This window comes from Marinospirillum minutulum DSM 6287, from assembly GCF_000422325.1.
Taxonomy (GTDB): domain Bacteria; phylum Pseudomonadota; class Gammaproteobacteria; order Pseudomonadales; family Halomonadaceae; genus Marinospirillum; species Marinospirillum minutulum.
On record NZ_AULO01000014.1, the window covers coordinates 85,925 to 111,028 of the forward strand.

Annotated in this window: 27 protein-coding genes, 4 tRNA genes and 1 rRNA gene; all 32 read right to left on the bottom strand. The window is 45.0% G+C overall.

What is annotated here, in order from left to right:
- Positions 1-13: 13 nt before the first annotated feature.
- Positions 14-331: a 50S ribosomal protein L24 gene (gene rplX / locus H571_RS0108995; RefSeq protein ID WP_027849012.1), complete on the bottom strand. Its 318-nt coding sequence runs from the start codon at positions 329-331 to the stop codon at positions 14-16.
- Positions 332-346: 15 nt separating this feature from the next.
- A complete protein-coding gene (gene rplN, locus H571_RS0109000) occupies positions 347-715 on the bottom strand; it encodes a 50S ribosomal protein L14 (RefSeq protein WP_027849013.1) in 369 nt (122 codons plus the stop codon).
- Positions 716-759: 44 nt separating this feature from the next.
- Positions 760-1,026, bottom strand: a complete 267-nt coding sequence (rpsQ, locus tag H571_RS0109005) for a 30S ribosomal protein S17 (protein ID WP_027849014.1) — start codon at positions 1,024-1,026, stop codon at positions 760-762.
- A 1-nt stretch (position 1,027) separates the two neighbouring features.
- Positions 1,028-1,219, bottom strand: a complete 192-nt coding sequence (rpmC, locus tag H571_RS0109010; protein WP_027849015.1) for a 50S ribosomal protein L29 — start codon at positions 1,217-1,219, stop codon at positions 1,028-1,030.
- A complete protein-coding gene (gene rplP / locus H571_RS0109015) occupies positions 1,219-1,632 on the bottom strand; it encodes a 50S ribosomal protein L16 (RefSeq protein ID WP_027849016.1) in 414 nt (137 codons plus the stop codon). Before rplP ends, rpmC begins: the two co-directional genes overlap by 1 nt.
- Positions 1,633-1,643: 11 nt before the next feature.
- A complete protein-coding gene (gene rpsC / locus H571_RS0109020; RefSeq protein ID WP_027849017.1) occupies positions 1,644-2,351 on the bottom strand; it encodes a 30S ribosomal protein S3 in 708 nt (235 codons plus the stop codon).
- 12 nt (positions 2,352-2,363) lie between these two features.
- Complete coding sequence (gene rplV, locus H571_RS0109025) at positions 2,364-2,699, bottom strand: 50S ribosomal protein L22 (RefSeq protein WP_425411352.1); 336 nt, start codon at positions 2,697-2,699, stop codon at positions 2,364-2,366.
- Positions 2,700-2,709: 10 nt separating this feature from the next.
- Positions 2,710-2,985 (bottom strand): 30S ribosomal protein S19, encoded by a 276-nt coding sequence (rpsS, locus tag H571_RS0109030; protein WP_027849019.1) that lies wholly within the window; start codon positions 2,983-2,985, stop codon positions 2,710-2,712.
- Positions 2,986-3,003: 18 nt separating this feature from the next.
- The gene (gene rplB / locus H571_RS0109035; protein WP_027849020.1) at positions 3,004-3,828 is read right to left on the bottom strand and encodes a 50S ribosomal protein L2; all 825 of its coding nucleotides are present in this window, start codon (positions 3,826-3,828) and stop codon (positions 3,004-3,006) included.
- A gap of 15 nt (positions 3,829-3,843) precedes the next feature.
- The gene (gene rplW, locus H571_RS0109040) at positions 3,844-4,140 is read right to left on the bottom strand and encodes a 50S ribosomal protein L23 (protein ID WP_027849021.1); all 297 of its coding nucleotides are present in this window, start codon (positions 4,138-4,140) and stop codon (positions 3,844-3,846) included.
- On the bottom strand, positions 4,137-4,742 hold the full coding sequence (gene rplD / locus H571_RS0109045; protein WP_027849022.1) for a 50S ribosomal protein L4: 606 nt from the start codon (positions 4,740-4,742) through the stop codon (positions 4,137-4,139). Before rplD ends, rplW begins: the two co-directional genes overlap by 4 nt.
- Before the next feature lie 14 nt (positions 4,743-4,756).
- A complete protein-coding gene (rplC, locus tag H571_RS0109050; RefSeq protein WP_027849023.1) occupies positions 4,757-5,398 on the bottom strand; it encodes a 50S ribosomal protein L3 in 642 nt (213 codons plus the stop codon).
- A gap of 118 nt (positions 5,399-5,516) precedes the next feature.
- Positions 5,517-5,828 carry a 30S ribosomal protein S10 gene (gene rpsJ, locus H571_RS0109055; protein WP_027849024.1) on the bottom strand — a complete coding sequence of 104 codons (312 nt, stop codon included), beginning with the start codon at positions 5,826-5,828 and terminating at the stop codon, positions 5,517-5,519.
- Positions 5,829-6,005: 177 nt separating this feature from the next.
- Positions 6,006-7,205, bottom strand: a complete 1,200-nt coding sequence (tuf, locus tag H571_RS0109060) for an elongation factor Tu (RefSeq protein ID WP_027849025.1) — start codon at positions 7,203-7,205, stop codon at positions 6,006-6,008.
- Positions 7,206-7,241: 36 nt separating this feature from the next.
- Complete coding sequence (gene fusA, locus H571_RS0109065; RefSeq protein ID WP_027849026.1) at positions 7,242-9,347, bottom strand: elongation factor G; 2,106 nt, start codon at positions 9,345-9,347, stop codon at positions 7,242-7,244.
- Between the two features lie 12 nt (positions 9,348-9,359).
- Positions 9,360-9,830, bottom strand: a complete 471-nt coding sequence (rpsG, locus tag H571_RS0109070; protein WP_027849027.1) for a 30S ribosomal protein S7 — start codon at positions 9,828-9,830, stop codon at positions 9,360-9,362.
- Between the two features lie 93 nt (positions 9,831-9,923).
- Complete coding sequence (gene rpsL, locus H571_RS0109075; protein WP_027849028.1) at positions 9,924-10,295, bottom strand: 30S ribosomal protein S12; 372 nt, start codon at positions 10,293-10,295, stop codon at positions 9,924-9,926.
- Positions 10,296-10,473: 178 nt separating this feature from the next.
- Positions 10,474-14,688 carry a DNA-directed RNA polymerase subunit beta' gene (gene rpoC, locus H571_RS0109080; RefSeq protein WP_027849029.1) on the bottom strand — a complete coding sequence of 1,405 codons (4,215 nt, stop codon included), beginning with the start codon at positions 14,686-14,688 and terminating at the stop codon, positions 10,474-10,476.
- Between the two features lie 109 nt (positions 14,689-14,797).
- A complete protein-coding gene (rpoB, locus tag H571_RS0109085; RefSeq protein WP_027849030.1) occupies positions 14,798-18,877 on the bottom strand; it encodes a DNA-directed RNA polymerase subunit beta in 4,080 nt (1,359 codons plus the stop codon).
- A gap of 197 nt (positions 18,878-19,074) precedes the next feature.
- Positions 19,075-19,443 carry a 50S ribosomal protein L7/L12 gene (rplL, locus tag H571_RS0109090; RefSeq protein ID WP_027849031.1) on the bottom strand — a complete coding sequence of 123 codons (369 nt, stop codon included), beginning with the start codon at positions 19,441-19,443 and terminating at the stop codon, positions 19,075-19,077.
- A 57-nt stretch (positions 19,444-19,500) separates the two neighbouring features.
- Positions 19,501-20,004: a 50S ribosomal protein L10 gene (gene rplJ, locus H571_RS0109095; RefSeq protein ID WP_027849032.1), complete on the bottom strand. Its 504-nt coding sequence runs from the start codon at positions 20,002-20,004 to the stop codon at positions 19,501-19,503.
- A gap of 212 nt (positions 20,005-20,216) precedes the next feature.
- Positions 20,217-20,915 carry a 50S ribosomal protein L1 gene (gene rplA / locus H571_RS0109100; protein WP_027849033.1) on the bottom strand — a complete coding sequence of 233 codons (699 nt, stop codon included), beginning with the start codon at positions 20,913-20,915 and terminating at the stop codon, positions 20,217-20,219.
- A complete protein-coding gene (gene rplK / locus H571_RS0109105) occupies positions 20,916-21,347 on the bottom strand; it encodes a 50S ribosomal protein L11 (protein WP_027849034.1) in 432 nt (143 codons plus the stop codon). It abuts the gene before it with no gap.
- Between the two features lie 78 nt (positions 21,348-21,425).
- Complete coding sequence (gene nusG / locus H571_RS0109110; protein WP_027849035.1) at positions 21,426-21,959, bottom strand: transcription termination/antitermination protein NusG; 534 nt, start codon at positions 21,957-21,959, stop codon at positions 21,426-21,428.
- A gap of 9 nt (positions 21,960-21,968) precedes the next feature.
- A complete protein-coding gene (gene secE / locus H571_RS0109115; protein WP_027849036.1) occupies positions 21,969-22,337 on the bottom strand; it encodes a preprotein translocase subunit SecE in 369 nt (122 codons plus the stop codon).
- A 65-nt stretch (positions 22,338-22,402) separates the two neighbouring features.
- Positions 22,403-22,478: transfer RNA gene (locus H571_RS0109120), tRNA-Trp, on the bottom strand.
- Positions 22,479-22,523: 45 nt separating this feature from the next.
- Positions 22,524-22,598: transfer RNA gene (locus tag H571_RS0109125), tRNA-Thr, on the bottom strand.
- 7 nt (positions 22,599-22,605) lie between these two features.
- Positions 22,606-22,680: transfer RNA gene (locus tag H571_RS0109130), tRNA-Gly, on the bottom strand.
- 13 nt (positions 22,681-22,693) lie between these two features.
- Positions 22,694-22,777, bottom strand: a tRNA-Tyr gene (locus H571_RS0109135).
- A 77-nt stretch (positions 22,778-22,854) separates the two neighbouring features.
- A complete protein-coding gene (locus tag H571_RS14795; protein WP_051168259.1) occupies positions 22,855-23,676 on the bottom strand; it encodes a type III pantothenate kinase in 822 nt (273 codons plus the stop codon).
- Entirely contained in the window at positions 23,673-24,644 is a 972-nt protein-coding gene (locus H571_RS0109145; protein WP_027849037.1) for a biotin--[acetyl-CoA-carboxylase] ligase, read from the bottom strand. Before H571_RS0109145 ends, H571_RS14795 begins: the two co-directional genes overlap by 4 nt.
- A gap of 141 nt (positions 24,645-24,785) precedes the next feature.
- A 5S ribosomal RNA gene (rrf, locus tag H571_RS0109150) occupies positions 24,786-24,901 on the bottom strand.
- Positions 24,902-25,104: the final 203 nt, after the last annotated feature.

Sequence of the window (25,104 nt, forward strand, 5' to 3'; positions counted from 1 at the left end):
ATACCTGACTTGATTACGCGCCGATCTCTGTTTGAGTCGACTTGAAAATACGTACCTTGGAACCATCGTCCAGGACCTTGAACCCTACTCGATCAGCCTTGCCAGTTTCTTTATTGAAAATGGCAACATTGGAAGCATGAATGGGCGCTTCGCGCTCAATAATACCGCCAGGTTGATTGGCGTAGGGGTTTGGGCGGGTGTGACGCTTGATCATATTCACACCGGACACCACAAAGCGATCATCATTTAGAACACGCTTTATTGTGCCACGCTTACCCTTGTCTTTGCCTGCTATGACGATCACTTCATCGTCACGTTTAATCTTGCGCATATCCGGCCTCGCTCCTTACAGCACTTCAGGTGCCAAGGAAATGATCTTCATGAACTTATCACCGCGCAGCTCACGTGTTACCGGACCAAAAATACGGGTACCCATAGGGGCATCCTTACCATCGAGAATAACGGCAGCATTGCCATCAAATCGAATAGCTGATCCGTCTGGACGACGAACTGCAGCCCTAGTGCGGACTACAACGGCTTTAAGGACTTGGCCCTTTTTCACCTTACCACGCGGAATGGCATCTTTAACGGTGACCTTAATGATGTCACCAACACGTGCATAACGACGATGTGAACCGCCTAGCACTTTGATGCACATGACACGTTTGGCACCACTATTGTCAGCAACATCCAGCATTGATTGTGTCTGAATCATAATCTATCTCCAAACTTGAACAGTTTTAGAGTATCTGAGTTTCCTCAGATACCTTTAACCTGTTCAACAATCTCAACCAGTTTCCAGGATTTGGTCTTAGAAATCGGACGCGTTTCCTGGATGGTTACGGTGTCACCCATGCGAGCGGTGTTTTTCTCGTCATGTGCATGTAGCTTAGTGGAGCGGCGAACATATTTACCGTACAGAGGATGAGCAACGCTGCGCTCGATCATAACGATAATGGATTTCTCCATTTTGTCGCTAACCACCTTACCGGTGACAGTTTTAGCTTTCTTTTCGACTTCGGCCATTTTAGTTACCCGCCTTATCGTTCAGCACGGTTTTAATACGTGCAATATCACGGCGCAATTGCTTGAGCAAATGCGATTGGCCAAGTTGGCCGGTCACTTTGCGCATGCGTAGCTGAAATTGCTCACGTAACAAGTTGTGCAACTGTTCGTTAAGCTCATCTGCAGTCTTGCCGCGTAATTCTTGAGCATTCATTACATCACCGTCCGTTTAACAAAAGTTGTCGGGATAGGAAGTTTAGCTGCTGCAAGTGCAAAGGCTTGACGCGCTAACTCTTCGCTTACACCTTCAACTTCATACAGAACCTTGCCAGGTTGGATTAGGGCTACCCAGTACTCTACGTTACCCTTACCTTTACCCATACGAACTTCCAACGGCTTACCAGTGATCGGCTTGTCTGGAAAAACTCGGATCCAAATCTTACCACCACGTTTGATATGACGTGTCATAGTACGACGCGCTGCTTCAATTTGACGTGCGGTTAGACGGCCACGGTCAGTAGCTTTCAGACCGAATTCACCAAAGCTGACCTTGTTTCCGCGAAGAGCCAGGCCGCGGTTACGACCCTTATGCATCTTGCGGAATTTTGTACGCTTAGGCTGTAACATCGACTATCCCCTTACTTGGAACCTTTTTTCTTAGGAGCATGCTGTGGCTGCTGAGCTTGCTTAGCAGCATTGGCACGAACCTCTTCGATCCCGCCCAGGATCTCACCTTTGAAGATCCACACTTTGACACCGATGATGCCATAGGTGGTGTGAGCTTCAGCAGTGGCGTAGTCGATATCAGCACGTAGGGTGTGTAGTGGAACACGACCTTCGCGATACCATTCAGAGCGGGCAATCTCAGCACCACCTAGACGACCGCCAACCTGAATCTTGATGCCTTTACCACCGAGACGCATCGCATTTTGAACCGAACGCTTCATAGCACGACGGAACATAACACGGCGTTCAAGCTGACCAGCAACGCTTTGAGCAACTAGCGCAGCATCTAGCTCGGGCTTACGGACTTCTTCGATATTGATGTGCACAGGCACACCCATCATGTCGGAAACGTCTTTGCGTAGGCGCTCAACATCTTCACCTTTCTTACCAATTACAATGCCTGGACGGGCAGTGTGAATAGTAATGCGGGCGTTGTTTGCTGGACGCTCAATTTGAATACGGCTTACTGCAGCTTGCTTAAGACGCTCTTCTAAGAAGCTACGTACTTTTAAGTCGTTATTCAATTTATCGGCATAAGCGGAACCTTCAGCATACCAAGTAGAAGTATGCTCTTTAACGATTCCCAAGCGTATGCCGGTTGGATTTACTTTCTGACCCATAGGGTTAACTCCTTACCGGTCTGCAACCTTGACAGTGATATGGCAAGTGCGCTTGAGAATGCGATCGGCACGACCTTTAGCGCGTGGTTTAATACGCTTCATGGTTGTACCTTCATCCACCATAATAGTGGAAACACGCAGTTCGTCTATATCAGCACCTTCGTTATGCTCAGCATTCGCAATTGCAGATTCTAAAACCTTCTTAACTAGTACCGCACCCTTTTTGGGGCTGAAGGCTAGTAGATTAAGTGCATCAGCAACTTTCTTGCCACGTACCTGATCAGCAACCAAGCGGGCTTTCTGTGCGGACAGACGTGCACCACGCATTTTAGCGGCGACTTCCATCATAACCTCCTGATTAGCGCTTGGCTTTCTTGTCAGCTACATGACCGCGATATGTACGGGTTGCAGCAAATTCACCCAGCTTGTGACCGACCATCTCTTCAGTGATGAATACCGGTACATGCTGGCGTCCATTGTGGACAGCGATTGTAAGGCCGATCATATCTGGAATGATCATTGAACGACGAGACCAAGTTTTAATTGGCTTCTTGTCTTTACCTTCGACCGCAACTTCCACTTTTTTCAACAGATGAAGGTCAATAAATGGACCTTTCTTCAGTGAACGAGGCACAGCGGATCCCCTTAAACGTTATTTCGCTTTACGACGACGAACAATTAGATTGTCTGTACGCTTGTTTTTGCGAGTTTTGTAACCCTTGGTTGGTACACCCCAAGGCGTAGTCGGATTCTTACCTTTGTTGCGGCCTTCACCACCACCATGCGGGTGATCGACGGGGTTCATCGCCATACCGCGAACGGTAGGACGAACACCACGCCAGCGGCTAGCACCAGCTTTACCTAGAACACGCAAGCTGTGCTCGCTGTTACCCACTTCACCTAGGGTGCCGCGGCAATCAACAAGAACTTTACGCGTCTCACCAGAACGTAGTCTGAGTGTGGCATAAGCGCCTTCACGGGCAACAAGCTGCACAGAAGCACCAGCAGAACGGGCAAGTTGTGCACCCTTACCTGGCTTTAGCTCTATACAGTGTAGGGTAGAACCCAACGGCATATTACGTAGCGGCAAGGTATTGCCTGCTTTGATAGGTGCATCAACACCTGACTGAATGCGATCACCAGCTGCTACGCCTTTAGGGGCAATAATGTAGCGGCGCTCACCATCCATGTACTTAATCAAAGCGATGTTTGCGGAACGGTTTGGATCATACTCCAAACGCTCTACAATACCTACTACACCGTCTTTATTTCTTTTAAAATCTATAATGCGGTAATGCTGACGGTGACCACCACCAATATGGCGAGTAGTGATACGACCGTTATTGTTACGCCCACCCGATCTGCTTTGTGCTTCTAGCAGAGGTGCATAGGGCGCACCTTTATGCAGGTCTTTATTCACCACCTTAACTAGGTGGCGGCGACCGGCGGAAGTTGGTTTAGCTTTAACAATTGCCATGATTAACCCCTTGCCTTATTCCGCGTCAGCGAAATCGATCGCTTGTCCTTCCACTAGGCTAACCATAGCCTTGCGGAAACCTTTGCGACGACCGAGACCGTGAAGAGTGCGTCGGGTTTTGCTTTTAGTATTAATAACACTAACTGCATTTACCTTAACATCAAACAGTTGCTCGACAGCTTTTTTAATTTCAAGCTTAGTCGCATCTGAGGCTACTTTGAATACATACTGATTTTTTTCATCAGCTAGTAAAGTAGCTTTTTCGGTCATGTGTGGACCGAGTAGCACTTTAAATATGCGCTCCTGGTTCATCCCAATTTCTCCTCGAATTGACGTAGAGCTGAAACAGTCATCAGCACGTTTTCGTAGGCGATCAGGCTTACAGGATCTACGGCACTAGCTTCAATAACTTCAACGTGTGGCAGGTTGCGAGCAGCCAAATACAAGTTGGTATTAAGTTCAGAAGTAACAATTAGCACTTTGCTTAGCTTCATTTCTTCAAGCTTTGCAGCAAGTAGCTTTGTCTTAGGCGCTTCAACTGTAAACTCTTCAACAGCGATTAAACGATCCTGACGAGCCAATTCAGAAAGAATAGAACGCATCGCCGAGCGATACATTTTTTTGTTTACTTTCTGCGAGTGGTCTTGAGGACGAGCAGCAAAGGTTACACCACCTTTACGCCAAATCGGAGAAGTTGCAGTACCAGCACGGGCACGACCAGTACCCTTCTGACGCCATGGCTTTTTACCACCGCCAGCAACTTCTGCGCGTGTTTTTTGAGCACGAGTACCTTGACGCGCACCAGACATGTAAGCAACAACTACCTGGTGAACAAGGGCTTCGTTAAATTCTTTACCAAAGGTCGCATCGGATACTTCAACAGTACCCTGAGCTCCGGCTAGATTCAGGTTCATGTGTCTTTATCCTCTTAGCTGCGAGCCTTGACCGCTTGGCGTACAAGAACATCACCACCAGTAGATCCAGGCACAGCGCCTTTAACTAATAGTAGGTTACGATCTGTATCGACCCGAACGATTTCTAGGGATTGCACAGTTACACGCTCTGCACCCATGTGACCAGCCATCTTCTTGCCTTTAAATACACGGCCAGGAGTTTGGTTTTGACCTATGGAACCAGGTGCACGGTGAGAGAGAGAGTTACCATGAGTTGCATCTTGCATAGCAAAGTTCCAACGCTTAACGCCGCCTTGAAAACCTTTACCTTTAGATGTACCGATCACGTCAATTAACTGACCAGCCTCAAATAGACTAACGGTTAAATCAGATCCTACAGCAGGAGCTTCTTCACCATCAGCAAGACGATATTCACGAACGATGCGTCCAGCCTCAACGTTAGCTTTGGCAAAATGCCCAGCTTGCGCCTTGGTTAGGTGCTTCGCTTTACGCGAACCAGCAGTAACCTGTACTGCAGAATAACCATCCACCTCTGGTGAACGTATCTGAGTAACACGGTTAGGAGTGACTTCAATAACGGTGACAGGGATTGATGCACCGTCTTCGGTGAAAATACGGGTCATACCGCTTTTCTTTCCGATTAAAGCAAGAGTCATTGTATGTCTCCTATCAGTGTACGGGGCTATCACCCGCTATGGCTGCCTTTTCCAGGGCATTCCACTATCTAAATTGTACTGCGTCTCGCGACGCTAACCACTTTACTACTTAAACAAATTAACCAAGGCTAATTTGCACATCAACGCCTGCGGCCAGCTCAAGCTTCATTAACGCATCAACTGTTTTTTCAGTTGGCTCAACGATATCGAGCACACGCTTATGAGTACGAACTTCATACTGGTCACGAGCATCCTTGTTTACGTGCGGTGATACTAGCACTGTAAATTTTTCATTGCGAGTCGGTAATGGAATCGGACCCTTCACCTGTGCACCAGTGCGCTTTGCTGTTTCAACAATTTCAAGCGCAGACTGATCAATCAGGCGATGATCAAACGATTTCAACCGAATGCGGATTTTCTGGTCTTGCATTATCCAATGCTCCGATACGGGCTACATGGGTACAGACACTTAACACCTGCACCTAAAAAAGGAGCAGCATTATAGTGCCGTGATTTCTTGTGTGTCAAACTTTTATTAAAAAAGATTAGCAACAAAGAGGGCCTCCTTAAGGAAGCCCTCTTATTATTGGACTAGCGAATAACTAAATTAAGCAATAATTTTAGCTACAACACCAGCACCAACAGTACGACCACCTTCACGAATAGCGAAGCGTAAACCTTCGTCCATTGCGATAGGTGCAATCAAAGTAACAACTAGCTTAACGTTGTCACCAGGCATAACCATTTCTACGCCTTCTGGCAATTCACAAGAACCAGTTACGTCAGTTGTACGGAAGTAGAACTGAGGACGGTAGCCTTTGAAGAAAGGTGTATGACGACCACCTTCATCTTTAGACAGAACGTAAACTTCTGCTTCGAATACAGTGTGAGGGTTGATAGAACCAGGCTTAGCTAGCACTTGACCACGCTGTACATCGTCACGCTTAGTACCACGTAGTAGTGCACCAATGTTCTCACCTGCGCGACCTTCATCTAGCAGCTTACGGAACATCTCAACACCAGTACAAGTGGTCTTAACTGTATCTACGATACCAACGATTTCAATTTCTTCACCAGTACGTACAATACCGCGCTCTACACGACCAGTTACAACAGTACCACGACCAGAGATAGAGAAAACGTCTTCGATAGGCATTAGGAATGGCTTATCGATCGCGCGCTCAGGCTCAGGGATGTAGCTATCTAGTGCTTCAACTAGCTTAGTTACAGCAGTAGTACCCATTTCGTTGTCATCTTTACCTTCTAGCGCCATCAGTGCAGAACCAATAACGATAGGGGTATCGTCGCCAGGGAACTCATAGGTAGATAGAAGATCACGGATCTCCATTTCTACTAATTCTAGTAGCTCTTCATCATCAACCATGTCCGCTTTGTTCATGAACACAACGATGTAAGGAACACCAACCTGACGAGAAAGTAGAATGTGCTCACGCGTCTGAGGCATAGGACCATCAGCAGCTGAACAAACTAGAATAGCACCATCCATCTGCGCAGCACCGGTGATCATGTTTTTAACATAGTCAGCGTGTCCTGGGCAGTCTACGTGCGCGTAGTGACGCGTAGGTGACTCATATTCAACGTGAGAAGTTGAAATGGTGATACCACGCTCTTTTTCTTCAGGAGCGTTGTCGATTTGGTCGTAACCACGGGTTGCACCGCCGCCACCATAAACTTCAGCACATACGCGAGTAAGTGCAGCTGTTAGGGTTGTTTTACCATGGTCAACGTGACCAATGGTGCCTACGTTTAGGTGCGGTTTACTACGTTCAAATTTTTCTTTAGCCACAACGATAACCTCTTCAGTTAACGGCAGATTATAAATTTACTTCTGGTTTATGACGGCTTCAACAATGCTAGCCGGCGCCTCTGAGTACTTAGCAAACTCCATGGAGTAGCTAGCACGGCCCTGGGTTGCGGAACGCAAGTCTGTTGCGTAGCCAAACATTTCACCCAGTGGAACTTCCGCACGAATGACCTTACCTGCTGGTATGTCTTCCATGCCCTGTACGAGACCACGACGGCGGTTCAAGTCGCCCATGACGTCGCCCATGTACTCTTCAGGTGTAACCACTTCAACCTTCATCATAGGCTCAAGCAGCATTGCACCTGCTTTCTTAGCACCTTCTTTAATTGCCAAAGAGCCGGCAATTTTGAAGGCCATTTCGTTAGAGTCGACGTCGTGGTAGGAACCATCAAACAAGGTTACCTTAACGTCGATCATTGGGTAGCCAGCAAGAACACCATTCTGCAGCTGCTCAAAGCAACCTTTGTCTACTGCAGGCACGTATTCACGTGGCACAACACCACCAACGATTTCGTTAACGAACTCATAGCTTTTTTCACCGTCTTCACCCTTGTCGGTGAGCGGTTCAATTTTAAGCCATACGTGACCGTACTGACCACGACCACCGGATTGACGCACAAACTTACCTTCTTGCTCAACACTCTTACGAATAGTTTCGCGATAGGCAACCTGTGGCTTACCAATGTTAGCTTCCACTTTGAATTCACGACGCATACGGTCAACGATAATATCTAAGTGCAACTCACCCATACCAGAGATGATTGTTTGTCCAGATTCTTCATCTGTCTTAACACGGAAAGATGGATCTTCTTGAGCTAGCTTACCTAGCGCAACACCCATTTTTTCCTGATCAACTTTAGATTTAGGCTCTACTGCAACAGAAATTACTGGATCAGGGAACTCCATGCGCTCTAACACAATTTTGTTATCAGAATCACAAAGGGTATCACCGGTAGTAACATCTTTAAGACCGATACAGGCAGCAATGTCACCTGCACGAACTTCTTTTATTTCAACGCGGTCGTTTGCTTGCATTTGAACTATACGTCCAACACGCTCACGCTTTTCTTTTACCGAATTGAATACACCCGAACCACTTTCTAACACACCCGAGTAAACACGGATGTAAGTCAGTGTTCCTACAAAGGGGTCAGTTGCAATTTTAAATGCTAGTGCGGAGAAAGGCGCAGTATCATCAACTAAACGCACTTCCATTTCACCATTTTCAAGCTCACCCTCGATAGGACGAACTTCGTTAGGTGCGGGCAGGTAATCAACAACAGCATCAAGAACAGCAGGAACACCTTTGTTCTTAAATGCAGTACCACAAAGTGCTAGTACAATTTCGTTATTGATAACACGCTGACGTAGACCAGCTTTAATTTCTTCTACAGTCAACTCACCTTCTTCAAGGTATTTATTCATTAGCTCTTCGTTGGCTTCTGCTGCTGCTTCAACCATTTCTTCACGAAGTGCTTCTGCTTCTTCAACTAGCTCAGCAGGAATATCTGCATATTCATGAGTTAAACCCATGTCTGCTTCGTTCCAGTAGATAGCTTGCATTTTAACTAGATCAACAACACCCTTGAAGTCTTCTTCAGAACCTATAGGAAGCTGAATGGCAATAGGGTTAGCTGCTAGACGCGTTTTAATTTGACCTAAAACACGCTCAAAATTTGCACCTGAACGGTCCATCTTGTTAACAAAAACGATACGTGGAACTTCGTACTTGTTAGCCTGACGCCATACAGTTTCAGACTGAGGTTCAACACCAGATGAACCACAGAAAACAACAACAGCACCATCCAGTACACGAAGCGAGCGCTCAACTTCAATAGTGAAGTCAACGTGTCCTGGTGTATCAATGATGTTAATGCGATGCTCATCAAACTGCTGATTCATACCTTTCCAGAAGGCAGTTACAGCAGCAGAAGTGATAGTAATACCACGCTCTTGCTCCTGTTCCATCCAGTCAGTTGTCGATGCACCATCATGGGTTTCACCCATCTTATGGTTAACACCAGTGTAGTAAAGCACACGCTCTGTTGTGGTAGTTTTACCAGCATCAACGTGCGCACATACACCTATGTTACGGTAGTATTTAATCGGAGTTTTACGTGCCACTTGAGGCCTCCCTTAGAAGCGGTAGTGTGAGAATGCCTTGTTAGCTTCAGCCATGCGGTGAACATCTTCACGCTTCTTGACTGCAGCACCTTTACCTTCGGCAGCATCCATAATCTCGCCAGCTAGGCGTAGATCCATAGATTTTTCACCACGCTTACGGGCAAAATCAACTAACCAACGCATTGCAAGGGCCGTACGACGTGAAGGACGAACTTCAACTGGCACTTGGTAGGTAGCACCACCAACACGACGTGATTTAACTTCAACCAAAGGCTGAATGCCTTCTAAAGCTTTTTCGAATAGCTCTAGCGGGTCTTTTTTGGTGCGTTCTTCCACTTTGCTCAGAGCACCGTAAACAATGCGCTCGGCAGTAGCTTTTTTGCCGCTTTCCATCACATGGTTGATGAATTTGGCTAAACGATCACTTCCGTATTTCGGATCCGGCAACACATCACGTTTTGCCGCAACTCTTCTTCTTGGCATGATAAGCCCTCTAAACGGTCTTCAGGTAACCCCAGGACATGCATTAAGCGTGAACGGCCTGGCCTTACTCTTATCAGACGGTATTAAATAAAATTACTTAGGACGCTTGGCGCCATATTTAGAACGACCCTGCTTACGACCCTGAACACCAGAGGTATCCAATGCGCCGCGTACGGTGTGATAACGCACACCAGGTAAGTCTTTTACACGACCACCACGAATTAGCACAACCGAGTGCTCTTGAAGGTTGTGACCTTCACCACCAATGTATGAAGAAACTTCAAAACCATTAGTTAAGCGCACACGGCATACCTTACGTAGTGCCGAGTTAGGTTTTTTAGGTGTAGTCGTGTAAACACGAGTACATACGCCACGTCTTTGCGGGCAAGCTTGAAGCGCAGGAACATCGCTTTTAGCTACTCGGCGTTTGCGTGGCTTGCGAACCAACTGATTAATTGTTGCCATGCAAGCAATCTCCAATGTCTGTTTCGGTACTTATGTACGTCAACAAGGCAGATTTCTGATAATACAAAATGGATAGACGCACCTATCCCCTCATTTGAGGAAGCGCATTCTACGTTTATAAAGCATAAAAGGTCAAGAGGAGTAGGATTATTCAACCCTATTCCTCTTGTTTTATTGCTTAGTCTTCGTCTTGATCTAGCGCAGAAAGTTCACTAGTCAAAGCTGCTTCCACTTCACTTGCGCTTGGGCCACCAAGGTTCATTTGCTGATCTTCACGGTGACGCTTGCGTTGTGCATGATAAGTCAGACCAGTACCTGCAGGTATTAATCGACCCACCACCACGTTTTCTTTCAAACCACGTAAAAAGTCACGCTTACCATTTACGGCTGCTTCAGTTAGTACACGCGTTGTCTCTTGGAAGGAGGCCGCTGAAATAAAGGATTCAGTTGCCAAAGAAGCCTTTGTAATACCAAGCAGTAGGCGCTCAAATTTAGCTGGGAACTTCTTAGCCTTCATGAGCGCTTCGTTTTCTTCTAGCACTTTAAAGTATTCAACCTGCTCACCAACCAAGAAGCTAGAATCACCCACTTCCTGAATTTCTACTTTACGTAGCATTTGGCGAACAATGACTTCAATGTGCTTATCGTTAATTACAACACCCTGTAGACGATAAACATCTTGTACTTCAGTGGTGATGTATTTAGCTAACTCACTAACACCTAGCAGACGCAAAATATCGTGTGGGCTAGAAGGACCATCAGAAACTATCTCGCCTCGCTCAACGTTTTCACCTTCGAATACGTTGATTTTACGCCACTTGGGTATTAACGCTTCATAAGGATCGTCACCATTAGCTGGCGTTATAACAATACGCTGCTTGCCTTTGGTTTCTTTACCCATTGAAATGGTACCGCTAATTTCAGCCATAATGGATGGCTCTTTAGGGCGACGCGCTTCAAATAGGTCCGCAACTCTTGGTAGACCACCCGTAATGTCACGGTTACCACTGCTTTCTTGTGGAATACGTGCAATTACCTGACCAACGCCTACCTCTACACCGTCATCAATAGTAACAACGGCTTTACCTGGCAGTATGTACTGAACCGCTGTTTGACTACCAGGTAGCGTTACTTCTTTGCCCTGCGCATCAAGCAGCAACATCATTGGGCGCTTATCTTTACCAGCCGCAGGACGATGCTGTGTTTCAATAATTTCTATTGAAGAAAGACCGGTTAGCTCATCGATATTACGGTTAATAGTAATGCCATCTTCCATATCAATAAACTGCACACGACCCGCTACTTCAGCAACGATAGGATGGGTATGCGCATCCCACTTAGCAACCAACTGTCCAGCTTCAACTGCTTCGTCATTGGTTACGCTAACTTCAGCACCGTAGGGTAACTTATAGTACTCACGCTCACGACCTTTAACATCGGCAATAGCAAGTGCACCTGAACGAGACACCGCAATAAGTTTGCCATCTTCACGCGTTACAAACTTCATGTTGTGGAAGCGAACTTTACCACCATGCTTAACCTGTACGCTGTCAACTGCTGATGCACGAGATGCCGCACCACCAATGTGGAAGGTACGCATGGTAAGCTGTGTACCTGGCTCACCGATGGACTGAGCAGCAATAACACCCACTGCTTCACCCACGTTAACCTGGTGACCACGGGCAAGATCGCGTCCATAACACATAGAGCACACACCAAAACGTGTGTCACAGGTAATAGCCGAGCGCACAACAATTTCATCTACGCCTAGTGAATCTAAGCGCTCACACCACTTTTCATCGAGTAGTGTGCCTTTGTCTATAACCACATCACCTGTTACAGCATTTAAAACGTCACGTGCTACCACACGACCTAGTACACGCTGTGAAAGAGGAACAATAATGTCACCACCTTCAATAACCGGGTGCATTACTAAGCCTTCTTCAGTACCACAATCTAGCTCAGTCACTACCAAGTCTTGTGCTACGTCTACTAAACGGCGGGTTAAGTAACCTGAGTTAGCTGTTTTTAGTGCCGTATCTGCCAAACCTTTACGTGCACCGTGAGTCGAAATAAAGTACTGAAGTACGTTAAGACCTTCACGGAAGTTTGCAACAATGGGCGTTTCTATAATAGAACCATCAGGCTTAGCCATAAGGCCACGCATACCAGCCAACTGACGTATCTGAGCAGCAGAACCACGCGCACCTGAGTCAGCCATGATAAATACGCTATTAAATGAATCTTGCTCAGACTCATTGCCATCTTTGTCTACAACGGTTTCTTTTGAAATACCCACCATCATCGCCTTGGCAACCTTGTCGTTAGCCTTAGACCAGATATCTATTACCTTGTTGTATTTCTCACCTTGTGTAACAAGACCCGAAGCAAACTGCTGTTCAATTTGTTTAACTTCAGCTTCTGAGTCAGCAATAATGGCCGATTTTTCTTCAGGGATAACAAAATCGTTAACACCAATAGAACAACCAGACCAGGTAGCGTATTGGAAACCTGTATACATCAGCTGGTCGGCAAAAATCACCGTATCTTTCAAGCCAACACGACGATAAGCTTCGTTAATTAAACGAGAAATCGCTTTTTTGTTTAATGCCTTGTTAGCAAGCTCAAAAGGCAAGCCTGATGGCATAATGCGTGATAACAAAGCACGACCAACGGTGGTTTCTACTAGACTGGTGCGAGTAACTGCATCACCTTCTATTTCTTTATCAGTTTCAGTTACACGAACCTTAACACGGGCATGAAGTGCAGCACTTTCGGTCGCGTAAGCACGCTCAGCTTCTTCAATGCTGCTGAACACCATTCCTTCACCCTTGGCACCAATCTTTTCACGAGTCATGTAATAAAGACCCAGAACAACGTCCTGTGAAGGAACAATAATTGGCTCACCATTAGAGGGTGATAATACGTTGTTAGTTGAAAGCATTAAGGCACGTGCTTCTAACTGAGCTTCTAACGTTAGCGGTACGTGCACAGCCATTTGGTCACCATCAAAGTCAGCGTTATAAGCCGCACAAACTAAGGGGTGTAACTGAATGGCCTTACCTTCAATCAACACAGGCTCAAATGCCTGAATACCAAGACGGTGAAGTGTAGGTGCACGGTTAAGCATAACTGGGTGCTGGCGAATTACTTCGGCAAGAATATCCCAAACCTCAGGCAGCTCACGCTCAACCATTTTCTTAGCCGCTTTAATGGTTGTTGCAAGGCCACGTGCTTCTAGCTTGGCAAAAATAAATGGCTTGAATAGCTCTAGTGCCATTTTTTTAGGTAGACCACACTGGTGCAAACGCAAGGTAGGTCCAACCACGATGACCGAACGACCTGAGTAGTCAACACGCTTACCTAGCAAGTTCTGACGGAAACGACCCTGCTTACCTTTAATCATATCGGCAAGTGATTTTAATGGGCGTTTGTTGCTGCCAGTAATAGCTCGTCCACGACGACCGTTATCTAACAGAGCATCAACTGCTTCCTGAAGCATACGCTTTTCGTTGCGTACAATAATATCAGGTGCATTTAGCTCTAGAAGGCGCTTTAAACGGTTGTTACGGTTAATTACACGACGGTAAAGGTCGTTTAAGTCTGAAGTTGCAAAACGACCACCATCCAAGGGAACTAATGGGCGCAAATCGGGTGGAAGTACAGGAAGCACTTCTAACACCATCCAGCCTGGCTGGTTATTTGAATCACGGAAAGCTTCTAGAATTTTTAGACGCTTAGTGATTTTTTTCATCTTGGTTTCAGATGAAGTTTGTGGAATTTCTTCACGAATCTGTTCAATTTCATCGTGCAGATCAATATCTTTTAGAAGCTCCTGTACCGCTTCAGCACCCATGCGGGCATCAAAGTCATCACCAAACTCTTCTAGGGCATCAAAGTATTGTTCGTCATTTAGTAGCTGACCTTTTTCTAACGTGGTCATGCCTGGGTCAATAACAACAAAACTTTCAAAATAAAGTACTCGCTCAATATCACGCAGGGTCATGTCAAGCATTAGGCCAATACGTGATGGCAAAGACTTTAAAAACCAAATGTGCGCAACAGGAGAAGCGAGTTCGATATGCGCCATGCGCTCACGACGCACTTTCGCTTGAGTAACTTCAACACCACACTTTTCGCAGATAATACCGCGGTGCTTCATGCGCTTATATTTACCGCATAAGCATTCGTAGTCTTTGGTGGGGCCAAAGATTTTTGCACAGAATAAACCATCACGCTCAGGTTTGAACGTACGATAGTTGATGGTTTCTGGCTTTTTAACTTCACCAAAAGACCAAGAGCGAATCAGGTCTGGAGAAGCCAGAGAAATTTTTAATGATTCAAATTCGTCAGGTTGACCCTGATTGCGTAACACATTAACCAGATCTTTCATCAGCCGCAGCTCCCGTTGGAGTGGCGACGGGCGACAGGCCCGTCATGCAATCTTTTCAATCCAGCAAAGGCTGGAAAGTTGCCGAGTAGGTAGCTACTCGGCTGTACTCTTAATATTCCAGATCGATATCTATCGCTAAGGAACGTATTTCTTTAATCAGGACGTTGAAGGACTCAGGCATTCCTGGTTCCATCTTATGGTTACCGTCCACTATGTTTTTATACATTTTGGTACGACCATTAACGTCATCTGATTTAACAGTGAGCATTTCTTGTAGGGTGTAAGCGGCACCATAAGCTTCTAGTGCCCAAACTTCCATCTCACCAAAGCGCTGACCACCGAACTGCGCTTTACCACCTAAAGGCTGCTGCGTTACTAGGCTATAAGAGCCGGTAGAACGCGCGTGCATCTTGTCATCAACTAAGTGGTTAAGCTTAAGCATGTACATATAGCCAACAGTTACAGGTCGATCAAACTTCTCGCCTGTACGACCATCGTAAAGGTCCATCTGACCGCTACGAGGTAACCCTGCCAGCTCAAGCATGGCTTTAATTTCATGCTCTTTAGCACCATCGAATACCGGTGTAGCCATAGGCACACCTTTCTTCAAGTTATGTGCCAGTTCAATAACTTCTTCATCTGTTAGGCTAGCTAGATCTTCTAAACGCAAACCATCAGATAGGTTATAAACTTTTTCTAAGAAACTGCGGATTTCTTTAATCTGTTCGCTACGTTCGTTTTCTAATAGCTCAGTTATCCGCTCACCTAAACCTTTGGCTGCAAGACCTAGGTGGGTTTCTAAGATTTGCCCTACGTTCATACGTGAAGGAACACCTAGCGGGTTTAAAACGATATCAACCGGTGTGCCTTGTTCGTTATAAGGCATGTCTTCAACCGGCATAATGGCAGAAACAACACCCTTGTTACCGTGACGACCAGCCATCTTATCACCCGGCTGAATGCGGCGTTTAACAGCAACGTAAACCTTAACAATTTTCTGTACACCTGGTGCTAAATCATCACCTTGTTGCAGTTTACGTTTTTTGTCTTCGAACTTTTCTTCCATGATTTTCTTGCGTTCATCAAGCTGAACCTGTGCTTGGGCAAGGAGTTCGTTGAGGGCTTCATCCTGCATACGTAACTTAAACCAATCAGCATTTGCTAAATCATCTAAGTAGTCATCAGTAATTTTAGCGCCTTTAGACAACTGAGGGCCGCCGTTCACGCCTTGTCCTAGTAGAGCGTTACGTAAACGTGCGAAGGTTGCTTCTTCAGCTATACGGTATTCTTCTTTTAAATCTTTACGTACTTCGTTTAATTGCGTCTCTTCAATGGATAAAGCACGTTTATCTTTATCTACACCATCACGTGTAAAGACTTGCACATCAATCACTGTGCCTTTCATGCCTGTTGCAACACGCAAAGAAGTGTCTTTTACATCTGAGGCTTTCTCACCAAAGATGGCACGCAGTAATTTTTCTTCAGGCGTTAGCTGTGTTTCACCTTTAGGTGTCACTTTACCAACCAGAATATCACCCGCACCAACTTCAGCGCCTATGTAGACAACACCCGATTCATCTAGCTTAGAAAGTGCAGACTCACCTACGTTAGGAATATCCGCAGTTATCTCTTCTGAACCCAGCTTAGTATCACGAGATACGCAGGTTAGTTCTTGAATATGAATGGTAGTAAAGCGTTCTTCTTCTACCACCCGCTCAGAGACTAGGATGGAGTCTTCAAAGTTGAAACCATTCCAAGGCATAAATGCAATACGCATATTTTGCCCTAGTGCTAGCTCACCCATATCTACGGATGGGCCATCAGCTAAAATATCACCTTGGGTGATTTTATCGCCAGGCTTAACAATAGGACGCTGGTTAATACAAGTGTTTTGGTTAGAGCGGGTGTATTTGGTTAGGTTATAAATATCGACCCCAGCTTCACCACCGATTAGTTCGTCTTCGTTGATACGAACAACAATACGAGAAGCGTCAACCGAGTCAACCACACCACCACGAAGTGCAACTGCACAAACACCCGAGTCACGTGCAACTGAACGCTCCATACCTGTACCTACTAAAGGCTTATCAGCTTTTAGCGTAGGTACAGCTTGACGCTGCATGTTCGAACCCATCAAGGCACGGTTAGCATCATCATGCTCTAGGAAAGGAATCAAGGAAGCTGCAACGGATACAACCTGCCTTGGTGAAACATCCATCAAGGTTACCTGATCAGGCGTAACAAAGGTGGTATCACCGTTATGACGAACCTGAACTAGGTCATCAATCAGCTCGCCCTCTTCATTTAAGGTAGCCGATGCCTGAGCAATAACAAACTGACCCTCTTCAATTGCCGAGTAGTAAGCAATATCATCAGTCACCTTGCCGTCAACAACTTTACGGTAAGGCGTTTCAAGGAAACCGTAAGAGTTGGTACGTGCATAGGTAGCCAAAGAGTTAATCAGACCAATGTTTGGACCTTCAGGTGTTTCGATAGGACAAACACGACCGTAGTGAGTCGGGTGTACGTCACGCACTTCAAAACCTGCACGCTCACGGGTTAAGCCGCCTGGGCCTAAAGCAGAAACACGACGCTTATGGGTTACTTCTGAAAGCGGGTTATTCTGGTCCATAAACTGAGAAAGCTGGCTTGAACCAAAGAACTCTTTAACTGCTGCCGCAACGGGCTTGGCGTTGATTAAGTCTTGCGGCATTAGGCCTTCACTTTCAGCTAAAGATAAACGCTCTTTAACCGCACGCTCAACACGCACTAAACCAACACGGAACTGGTTTTCAGCCATTTCACCAACTGAACGTATACGACGGTTACCTAGGTGATCTATATCGTCTACTTCACCCTTTCCGTTACGAATGTTCAGTAATTCACGCAGCACATCAACAATGTCTTCGTGTGAAAGTACAGGTTCACCTGTATCAATATCACGGTGCAAACGACGGTTAAACTTCATACGACCAACGCTTGAAAGATCATAGCGCTCGGGTGAGAAGAATAAATTGTTGAACAAGCCTTCTGCTGAGTCTTTAGTTGGTGGCTCACCAGGACGCATCATGCGATAAATTTCAACTAAGGCTTCTAGTTGAGTGCGAGTAGGATCTACACGCAGGGTATCGGACATGAAAGGACCACAGTCCAAATCGTTGGTGTACAGTGTTTCGAAGCTTTTGATTTTAGCTTCTGCAAGCTGGGTTAAAACTTCTTCTGTTATTTCTGTATTACACTCAACTAACAACTCACCACTTGATGGATCAATAATATCTTTGGCAAGCACTTTGCCGTGGAGGTATTCAAGGGGTACAGCTAGTTGCTTAATGCCTGCTTTTTCAAGCAAACGAATGTGTCGCTGAGTAATGCGACGGTCTTGTTCTACTAAAACCTTACCATCCGTATCTTTAATTTCAAAAGATGAGGTTTCGCCACGCAAACGTGAGGGAACAAGATCAACATAGATACCATCTTTTTTGAAATGGTAGCTACTGGTATCAAAGAACATTTCTAGAATTTGTTCAGAACTAAAGTTGAGTGCACGCAGTAGAATACTTGCCGGCAATTTACGACGACGGTCGATACGTACATAAACTAAATCTTTAGGATCAAATTCGAAGTCTAACCAAGAACCACGGTAAGGAATAACGCGAGCAGAATAAAGTAGTTTTCCTGAGGAGTGGGTTTTACCACGGTCATGGTCAAAAAACACACCAGGAGAGCGGTGTAACTGAGAAACAATAACGCGCTCAGTACCATTAATAACAAAGGTACCATTCTTGGTCATGAGTGGCATTTCACCCATGTATACTTCTTGTTCTTTAATGTCTTTAATTGCTTTGTTTGGCGAGTCTTTGTCATAAATAACAAGACGCACCTTTACGCGCAAGGGTGCAGCGAAGGTAATGCCTCGCAGAACACACTCTTTAACATCAAATACTGGGGTTCCAAGACGATAGCTTACATATTCGAGTGCAGCATTGCCTGAATAACTTTCGATTGGAAATACGGATTGAAAAGCCGCATGTAAACCAGTTTCGGTGCGCGCATCACCGGCAAGATCCTCTTGGAGGAATTGGCGATAGGAGTCGAGCTGTATTGCTAGTAGGTAGGGTACGTCCATTACCGTTGGCAATTTGCTGAAATCCTTACGGATACGTTTCTTCTCAGTGTACGAGTAAGCCATCAATTTTCCCCAGCTTGTTCACCAAAAACCAGACCGCAGTGGTCACTACACCTTCAAGGGGAGGTGCGCCCCGCTGCTATCGACCCGGTGTTATGGTGATATGCAGTTAACTCAATTAAGCTGCTTTTAACAGAAAAAGGCCGGCAGTGCATTTGCACCACCAGCCATTCTGCTGCAGCCTTAAGCTGCTATGCAAATTACTTAAGTTCCACCGATGCACCGGCTTCTTCAAGTTTTGCTTTTGCTGCTTCAGCATCGTCTTTAGACATGCCTTCTTTAACAGTTGCAGGCGCACCATCAACCATTGCTTTAGCTTCTTTTAAGCCAAGACCAGTGATTTCACGTACTGCTTTGATAGCACCAACTTTCTTCTCGCCAGCACTGGTTAGTACTAGATCGAATTCAGTTTGTTCAGCAGCAGCTTCACCGCCGCCAGCAGGTCCTGCTACTACAGCTGCAGCTGCAGAAACACCAAATTTTTCTTCCATTGCAGTAACTAGCTCTGCAACTTGCATTACAGACATGTCCGCAATTGCGTTCAGGATATCTTCTTGAGTAAGTGCCATGTTATATCTACCTAGATAATAATGTTTATTTAAGATTCAGAAAATGCAGCGTTTAGCTTAAGCAGCTTCTGATTCTTTCTGGTCACGTAAAGCTGCAAGAGTGCGTACTAGCTTGCCACCCGCTGCTTCTTTCATAGTTGCCATAAGTTTTGCTATCGCTTCGTCATAAGTTGGCAAGGTTGCCAGACGGTCGATATCTGTAGCAGAGATAAACTCACCTTCGTAAGCCATCGCTTTAACTTCAAAAGCTTTTTCACTCTTAGCAAACTCTTTAAACAAACGGGCAGCTGCGCCAGGATGTTCCATAGAGAAAGCAATAAGAGTAGGACCAGTAAATTCTTCGGTTAAGCATTCAAAGCTAGTTTCTGCAAAAGCGCGACGTGCTAGCGTATTACGTACAACGCGCATATCTACGCCTGCTTCACGAGCCTGTTTACGCAAAGCACTCATTGCGCCAACAGTTACACCACGTGAATCAGCAAGAACTACAGATTGAGCAGCTTTGGCAGCATCGTTGACCTGGCCAACTATGGCCTGTTTGTCTTTTAGATTAAGTGCCACTTTATCTTGCTCCTAATATAGAGATACGAGTTTTCGTTCTCCACGGTTTCCAACCCTTCGGGGATCCGAAGTCGGTATGATGGTTGGACCTACAAAGTAGGCGGTCATCCATCTGCGTAGGAAATTAAGCTATTAATTTATAGCACCTACGGTCTTTGAAGGTTACTGCCAGTACAAAAACACTAGCAGCATCCGCAAAGTTAGTTATGCAACTACTTTAAATCTAAGGTAGCTACATCAATTGTTAAACCAGGACCCATAGTGCTAGAAAGTGTAACTTTTTTAACATATACACCTTTAGCAGAGGCTGGCTTAAGCTTTTTAAGATCTGAAATTAGCGCATCAATATTGCCACGAATTGCATCGGCAGAAAAATCAATCTTGCCAACGCCAGCGTGAATAATACCGTTTTTGTCTGTACGGAAACGCACCTGACCAGCTTTTGCATTTTTAACAGCAGTCGCAACATCAGGAGTAACAGTACCAACTTTTGGGTTAGGCATTAGACCACGTGGACCTAGAATTTGACCTAGCATACCAACAACACGCATAGCGTCTGGTGCAGCAATAACCACATCAAAATTTAGCTCACCTGCTTTTACTTGTTCAGCCAAGTCATCCATACCCACCAAATCAGCACCTGCTTCTTTAGCAGCATCGGCAGCAGCACCTTGTGCAAACACAGCTACACGAACGCTATTACCAGTACCATTTGGCAGTACTGTAGCACCACGCACAACCTGGTCAGATTTACGTGGATCCACACCTAGATTAACTGCTAATTCAATTGTTTCTTTAAACTTAACAGCAGGCAAACCAGCTAACAAAGTTACAGCTTCTTCAACACTGTAGCTTTTTAATGGATCTACTTTTTCTGCAATTGTTTTTTGACGCTTAGTTAACTTGGCCATTTACACGCCCTCCACGTCAATACCCATGCTGCGTGCACTGCCAGCAATGGTTCTAACTGCAGCGTCTAAATCTGCAGCAGTTAAGTCAGGTTCTTTGGTTTTAGCAATTTCTTCTAGTTGTTCACGAGAAATCTTACCAACCTTGTTTTTATTAGGTTCTGCAGAAGCTTTCTGCAAGCCTAAAGTTTTCTTTAATAAAACAGCAGCGGGCGGTGTTTTAGTAATAAAAGTAAAGCTACGGTCGCTGTATACAGTAATTACAACCGGCGTAGGCAAACCAGGCTCAATATCCTGAGTTGCTGCGTTAAATGCTTTACAGAATTCCATGATGTTCACACCATGCTGACCCAATGCAGGACCAACAGGTGGACTTGGATTTGCTTTACCAGCTGCAACTTGCAGCTTAATGTACGACTGTACTTTTTTAGCCATGATTACTCCAATGGGTATAGCGCCTTACGGCTTCCCGTTTTAACAAACTGCTATTATGCAGCCATTGATTATCAAGTATTACTCTTTCTCTACTTGACCAAATTCTAATTCAACCGGTGTTGGACGACCAAAAATGCTTACAGAAACTTGCAAGCGACTTTTCTCGTAATTTACTTCTTCAACTGTACCGCTGAAATCTGCGAAAGGACCATCTAGCACCCTAACCATTTCACCAGGCTGGAACATGGTACGCGGTCTTGGCTTGTCACTTCCGTCTTGTACTCGTTGTAAGATAGAGTCAGCTTCGCGCGATGTGATAGGTGCTGGCTTTTCAGCTGTACCACCAATAAAGCCAAGCACTTTAGGTGTTTCTTTTACTAGGTGCCAGCTATCATCGTTCATTTCCATCTCGACTAACACATAGCCTGGATAAAATTTACGTTCGCTTTTGCGCTTCTTACCGTCGCGCATCTCAACTACTTCTTCAGTAGGAACAAGTATTTGACCAAAAAAATCTTCCATCTTATTGATGGCAATACGCTCCAGCAGTGAGCGCATAACTTGCTTCTCAAAACCGGAGTAGGCGTGTACAACATACCAGCGCATGGACATTTTCTACCCCTAATAAATCAGACTTTTGATGACCCAACTTAAAAGTGAGTCAACAAGCCATAGCAAAAATGCTACCAGCGTTACGGCTGCTAGAACTATAAGTGTAGTTTGCGTTGTTTCTGGGCGAGTCGGCCAAACAACCTTGCGAATTTCTGTTCTAGCCTCACGCGCAAGATTAGCTAACTGCTTACCCTTAGAGGTACGCATAAAAACGAAACCCGCAAAACCACAAAGCACAACAACGCCGATCACCCTGTATAACATAGGTGCATCAGCGTAATACATATTACCTGCTATAGCTAAAGCCAATAACAGAAGGACTGCAAACCACTTAAGAGCATCCAGACTGGCTGGCTGAGCTTCGGCTTTTGCTTTCATTAGAGAAGGTAACTCCTTGCATCAGCTCGTTTGGGAAAAAGATAAATTACCAATCTGGGGATGATTGGCAGGCCAGGAGGGAATCGAACCCCCAACCTACGGTTTTGGAGACCGTCGCTCTGCCAATTGAGCTACTGGCCTGTATCTGGCATTTAGAGCTAAAGCTCTACTCCATAGATTACTCTATGGAGCTCACGGGCGGAATTGAACCGCCGACCTCATCCTTACCAAGGATGCGCTCTACCCCTGAGCTACGTGAGCCTTTTCTTGGAGCGGGCAGCGGGAATCGAACCCGCCTCTTCAGCTTGGAAGGCTGAGGTAATAGCCACTATACCATGCCCGCAGCCTATAGAATTTGGTGGAGGGGGAAGGATTCGAACCTTCGAAGCTCGCGCGGCAGATTTACAGTCTGCTCCCTTTGACCACTAGGGTACCCCTCCAACTAGGCGACAAATTATAGACTAGTTATCACCGTTGTCAAACATTATTTATATCTCTCTCGACAACGGCGGCAACTTTAACAGCTCCCTACAAGATCAGCAAGCCCTATTTCATTTTTATTTATAGGCTTACCAGAAAGATTACCAAGTTTTTCTGCATCTGTTACAGGAAACATTAATTCCAAACCTGCATAAACCATATCTGGCCAACAAAAACTTTCAAACTCTAGCCCGCCAGCAACTAACTGTGCATCACCACCGGTTAGAATTATGGGGAGTTGTAGTTTAGATATATTGAATGCTTGCTTGTAAGCTAGGGTAATATGCCCCAAGGCTGAAAGGTAAATACCATGACTAACCGCTTCTTGTGTTGATGTACCGAAGTTCATTAAACCTTTATGGCTATCATCTGGGTCTATAGCTACATTTTTTGTACCTAACTTAAGGCTTTCTTTCATTAGCCTAATCCCTGGCGCTATATACCCGCCTAAATGGCCACCATCTGCTTTAACTACGTCTATAGTGATAGCACTCCCACAATCAACTACAAAACAGGCACCAAAACCATGAAAAGCAGCTAGTAAGCCTAACCATCGATCTATACCCAGTTTTTCTGGCTCTTTATAGGCATTCCTAACGCCAGCAAATTTAATAGTAGACCTAGCAACATGAAGCGGCACACGAAAGCGGCGTGCAATACGTTCAACTTCAGCCAAAACTTCTTTACCACCCACGTTAGAAACACGCATAACTTTTATATCGCGAAAATCAGGAATAGATTCAGAGTTTTCCCAGCGATCACGTGTCCAAATAGAACCACGGTCAATAATTTCATTACTATTACTATTTTTAAGGCGCCACTTAGTTAGCGTATTACCTATATCTAGGTCTAATATCATTTAACTGCCCTCACACTAACTTCACCCGCATTTATTAAACCTGCACTACCATCACTATAAGTAACTTGCAGTTCACCAATTTCATTAACTCCACCAAGAGTTACCGCTACTGATTCATTGCTTGTGATAATGTGGGCATTTTGATTTTTCCAAATATGGGCTTCATTCCACTCATCTTGAAAAGGCTTGAAGCCTGTTATTGGATAATTTGTTACTAGTTCATCTATTGCTAATGCAATTTCAACTGCTAGAACTGATCTACAAATATTTTCCTTAACGTCATTTAAAAATACGATTGGTTGGTCTAAATTGGGTAGATTCTTAGTGCGAAAAACATTAATTCCAAGACCAATAATTACATTACATGGACCTGCAAGATCACCCTTTAATTCAATTAAAATACCACCAAGCTTTGCATTGTTTAGATATAAGTCATTAGGCCACTTTAATAAAATATCTTTTATACCCTGTTTAGCTAGCACACGTTTAGTTACTACTGCCACAGCTAAACTTAGAGCCTGAAGAACATTCGCACCACCCTCAACCTTAAACCCAAACGAAATACTTAAAGAGGATGCATAAGGACTATACCATTCTCTGCCCCGCCGACCTCGGCCTGCTGTTTGCTTTTCAACCAACACCAACTGTTTATCAAGAAGTTCAGGCTCTTTTGTTATACGTCTTGAAAGCTCAAGATTGGTTGAGTCTAAGCTAGGAAAAAAGCTTACGACAAGAGGAGAGTGAGCTTGCTTTAATTTTGTAACTATTAAATCTATGTCCAACAAGCTTAGTGGTTCTGATAGCTTATACCCATCATTTTTTTTGGTAATGACGTCAAGACCCAAGCTGGGTAGTTGTTGAACTTGTTTCCATACAGCAGTTCTACTAACCCCTAGCGCATCACCTAGTTGTGTACCTGTCTGAAATTGGCCATTACTTAGTAATTTAATAAGTGGATATAAGTTCATTAGTTACTCCTTAGTAGCTGACATTTTACCGTCTAGGCCTAAATAAGTAACCTTATTAACACTTAAACACGCTTGAGTAACCAGATAAATTTTTTTCATAAAAAAACCCCCAGCCTATTGGCTGAGGGTTTAGTAATAAGTGCCTGACGATGACCTACTTTCACATGGGGAGACCCCACACTATCATCGGCGCTGAGCGGTTTCACTTCTGAGTTCGGCAAGGTATCAGGTGGTTCCCACTTGCTATGGTCGTCAGGCTTAACTGGCGGTTAAAAGCTTTTCTTTAACGCTTATTTGCGTTGTTACTGGGCTTTTATCCAAAAAGGGGCAAACATTCGTTTTGATCTTTTTAAGATCAAGTGTTTTAAAAGTGTTTTGTCTGGGTGTCTATTGATTGCTTAGTTTAAGCAGCCTTGATTCTGTGCATTAACCGTCGTATCCGGTTTTTTTCGTTGCTGTG

Bases quoted from the DNA above. Each gene is read 5' to 3' on its own strand.
- H571_RS14795 (WP_051168259.1), bottom strand. From the start codon at position 23,676: ATGATATTAGACCTAGATATAGGTAATACGCTAACTAAGTGGCGCCTT.
- rpsJ (WP_027849024.1), bottom strand. From the start codon at position 5,828: ATGCAAGACCAGAAAATCCGCATTCGGTTGAAATCGTTTGATCATCGC.
- rplD (WP_027849022.1), bottom strand. From the start codon at position 4,742: ATGAACCTGAATCTAGCCGGAGCTCAGGGTACTGTTGAAGTATCCGAT.
- nusG (WP_027849035.1), bottom strand. From the start codon at position 21,959: ATGTCCATGCGCTGGTATGTTGTACACGCCTACTCCGGTTTTGAGAAG.
- rpoC (WP_027849029.1), bottom strand. From the start codon at position 14,688: ATGAAAGATCTGGTTAATGTGTTACGCAATCAGGGTCAACCTGACGAA.
- rplA (WP_027849033.1), bottom strand. From the start codon at position 20,915: ATGGCCAAGTTAACTAAGCGTCAAAAAACAATTGCAGAAAAAGTAGAT.
- rplL (WP_027849031.1), bottom strand. From the start codon at position 19,443: ATGGCACTTACTCAAGAAGATATCCTGAACGCAATTGCGGACATGTCT.
- rplB (WP_027849020.1), bottom strand. From the start codon at position 3,828: ATGGCAATTGTTAAAGCTAAACCAACTTCCGCCGGTCGCCGCCACCTA.
- rpsC (WP_027849017.1), bottom strand. From the start codon at position 2,351: ATGGGTCAGAAAGTAAATCCAACCGGCATACGCTTGGGAATCGTTAAA.
- secE (WP_027849036.1), bottom strand. From the start codon at position 22,337: ATGAAAGCAAAAGCCGAAGCTCAGCCAGCCAGTCTGGATGCTCTTAAG.
- rplX (WP_027849012.1), bottom strand. From the start codon at position 331: ATGCGCAAGATTAAACGTGACGATGAAGTGATCGTCATAGCAGGCAAA.
- rpsQ (WP_027849014.1), bottom strand. From the start codon at position 1,026: ATGGCCGAAGTCGAAAAGAAAGCTAAAACTGTCACCGGTAAGGTGGTT.
- rplK (WP_027849034.1), bottom strand. From the start codon at position 21,347: ATGGCTAAAAAAGTACAGTCGTACATTAAGCTGCAAGTTGCAGCTGGT.
- rpsL (WP_027849028.1), bottom strand. From the start codon at position 10,295: ATGGCAACAATTAATCAGTTGGTTCGCAAGCCACGCAAACGCCGAGTA.
- rplN (WP_027849013.1), bottom strand. From the start codon at position 715: ATGATTCAGACACAATCAATGCTGGATGTTGCTGACAATAGTGGTGCC.
- rplV (WP_425411352.1), bottom strand. From the start codon at position 2,699: ATGATGGAAGTCGCCGCTAAAATGCGTGGTGCACGTCTGTCCGCACAG.
- rplC (WP_027849023.1), bottom strand. From the start codon at position 5,398: ATGACTCTTGCTTTAATCGGAAAGAAAAGCGGTATGACCCGTATTTTC.
- rplW (WP_027849021.1), bottom strand. From the start codon at position 4,140: ATGAACCAGGAGCGCATATTTAAAGTGCTACTCGGTCCACACATGACC.
- rpmC (WP_027849015.1), bottom strand. From the start codon at position 1,219: ATGAATGCTCAAGAATTACGCGGCAAGACTGCAGATGAGCTTAACGAA.
- rplP (WP_027849016.1), bottom strand. From the start codon at position 1,632: ATGTTACAGCCTAAGCGTACAAAATTCCGCAAGATGCATAAGGGTCGT.
- H571_RS0109145 (WP_027849037.1), bottom strand. From the start codon at position 24,644: ATGAACTTATATCCACTTATTAAATTACTAAGTAATGGCCAATTTCAG.
- rpoB (WP_027849030.1), bottom strand. From the start codon at position 18,877: ATGGCTTACTCGTACACTGAGAAGAAACGTATCCGTAAGGATTTCAGC.
- rpsG (WP_027849027.1), bottom strand. From the start codon at position 9,830: ATGCCAAGAAGAAGAGTTGCGGCAAAACGTGATGTGTTGCCGGATCCG.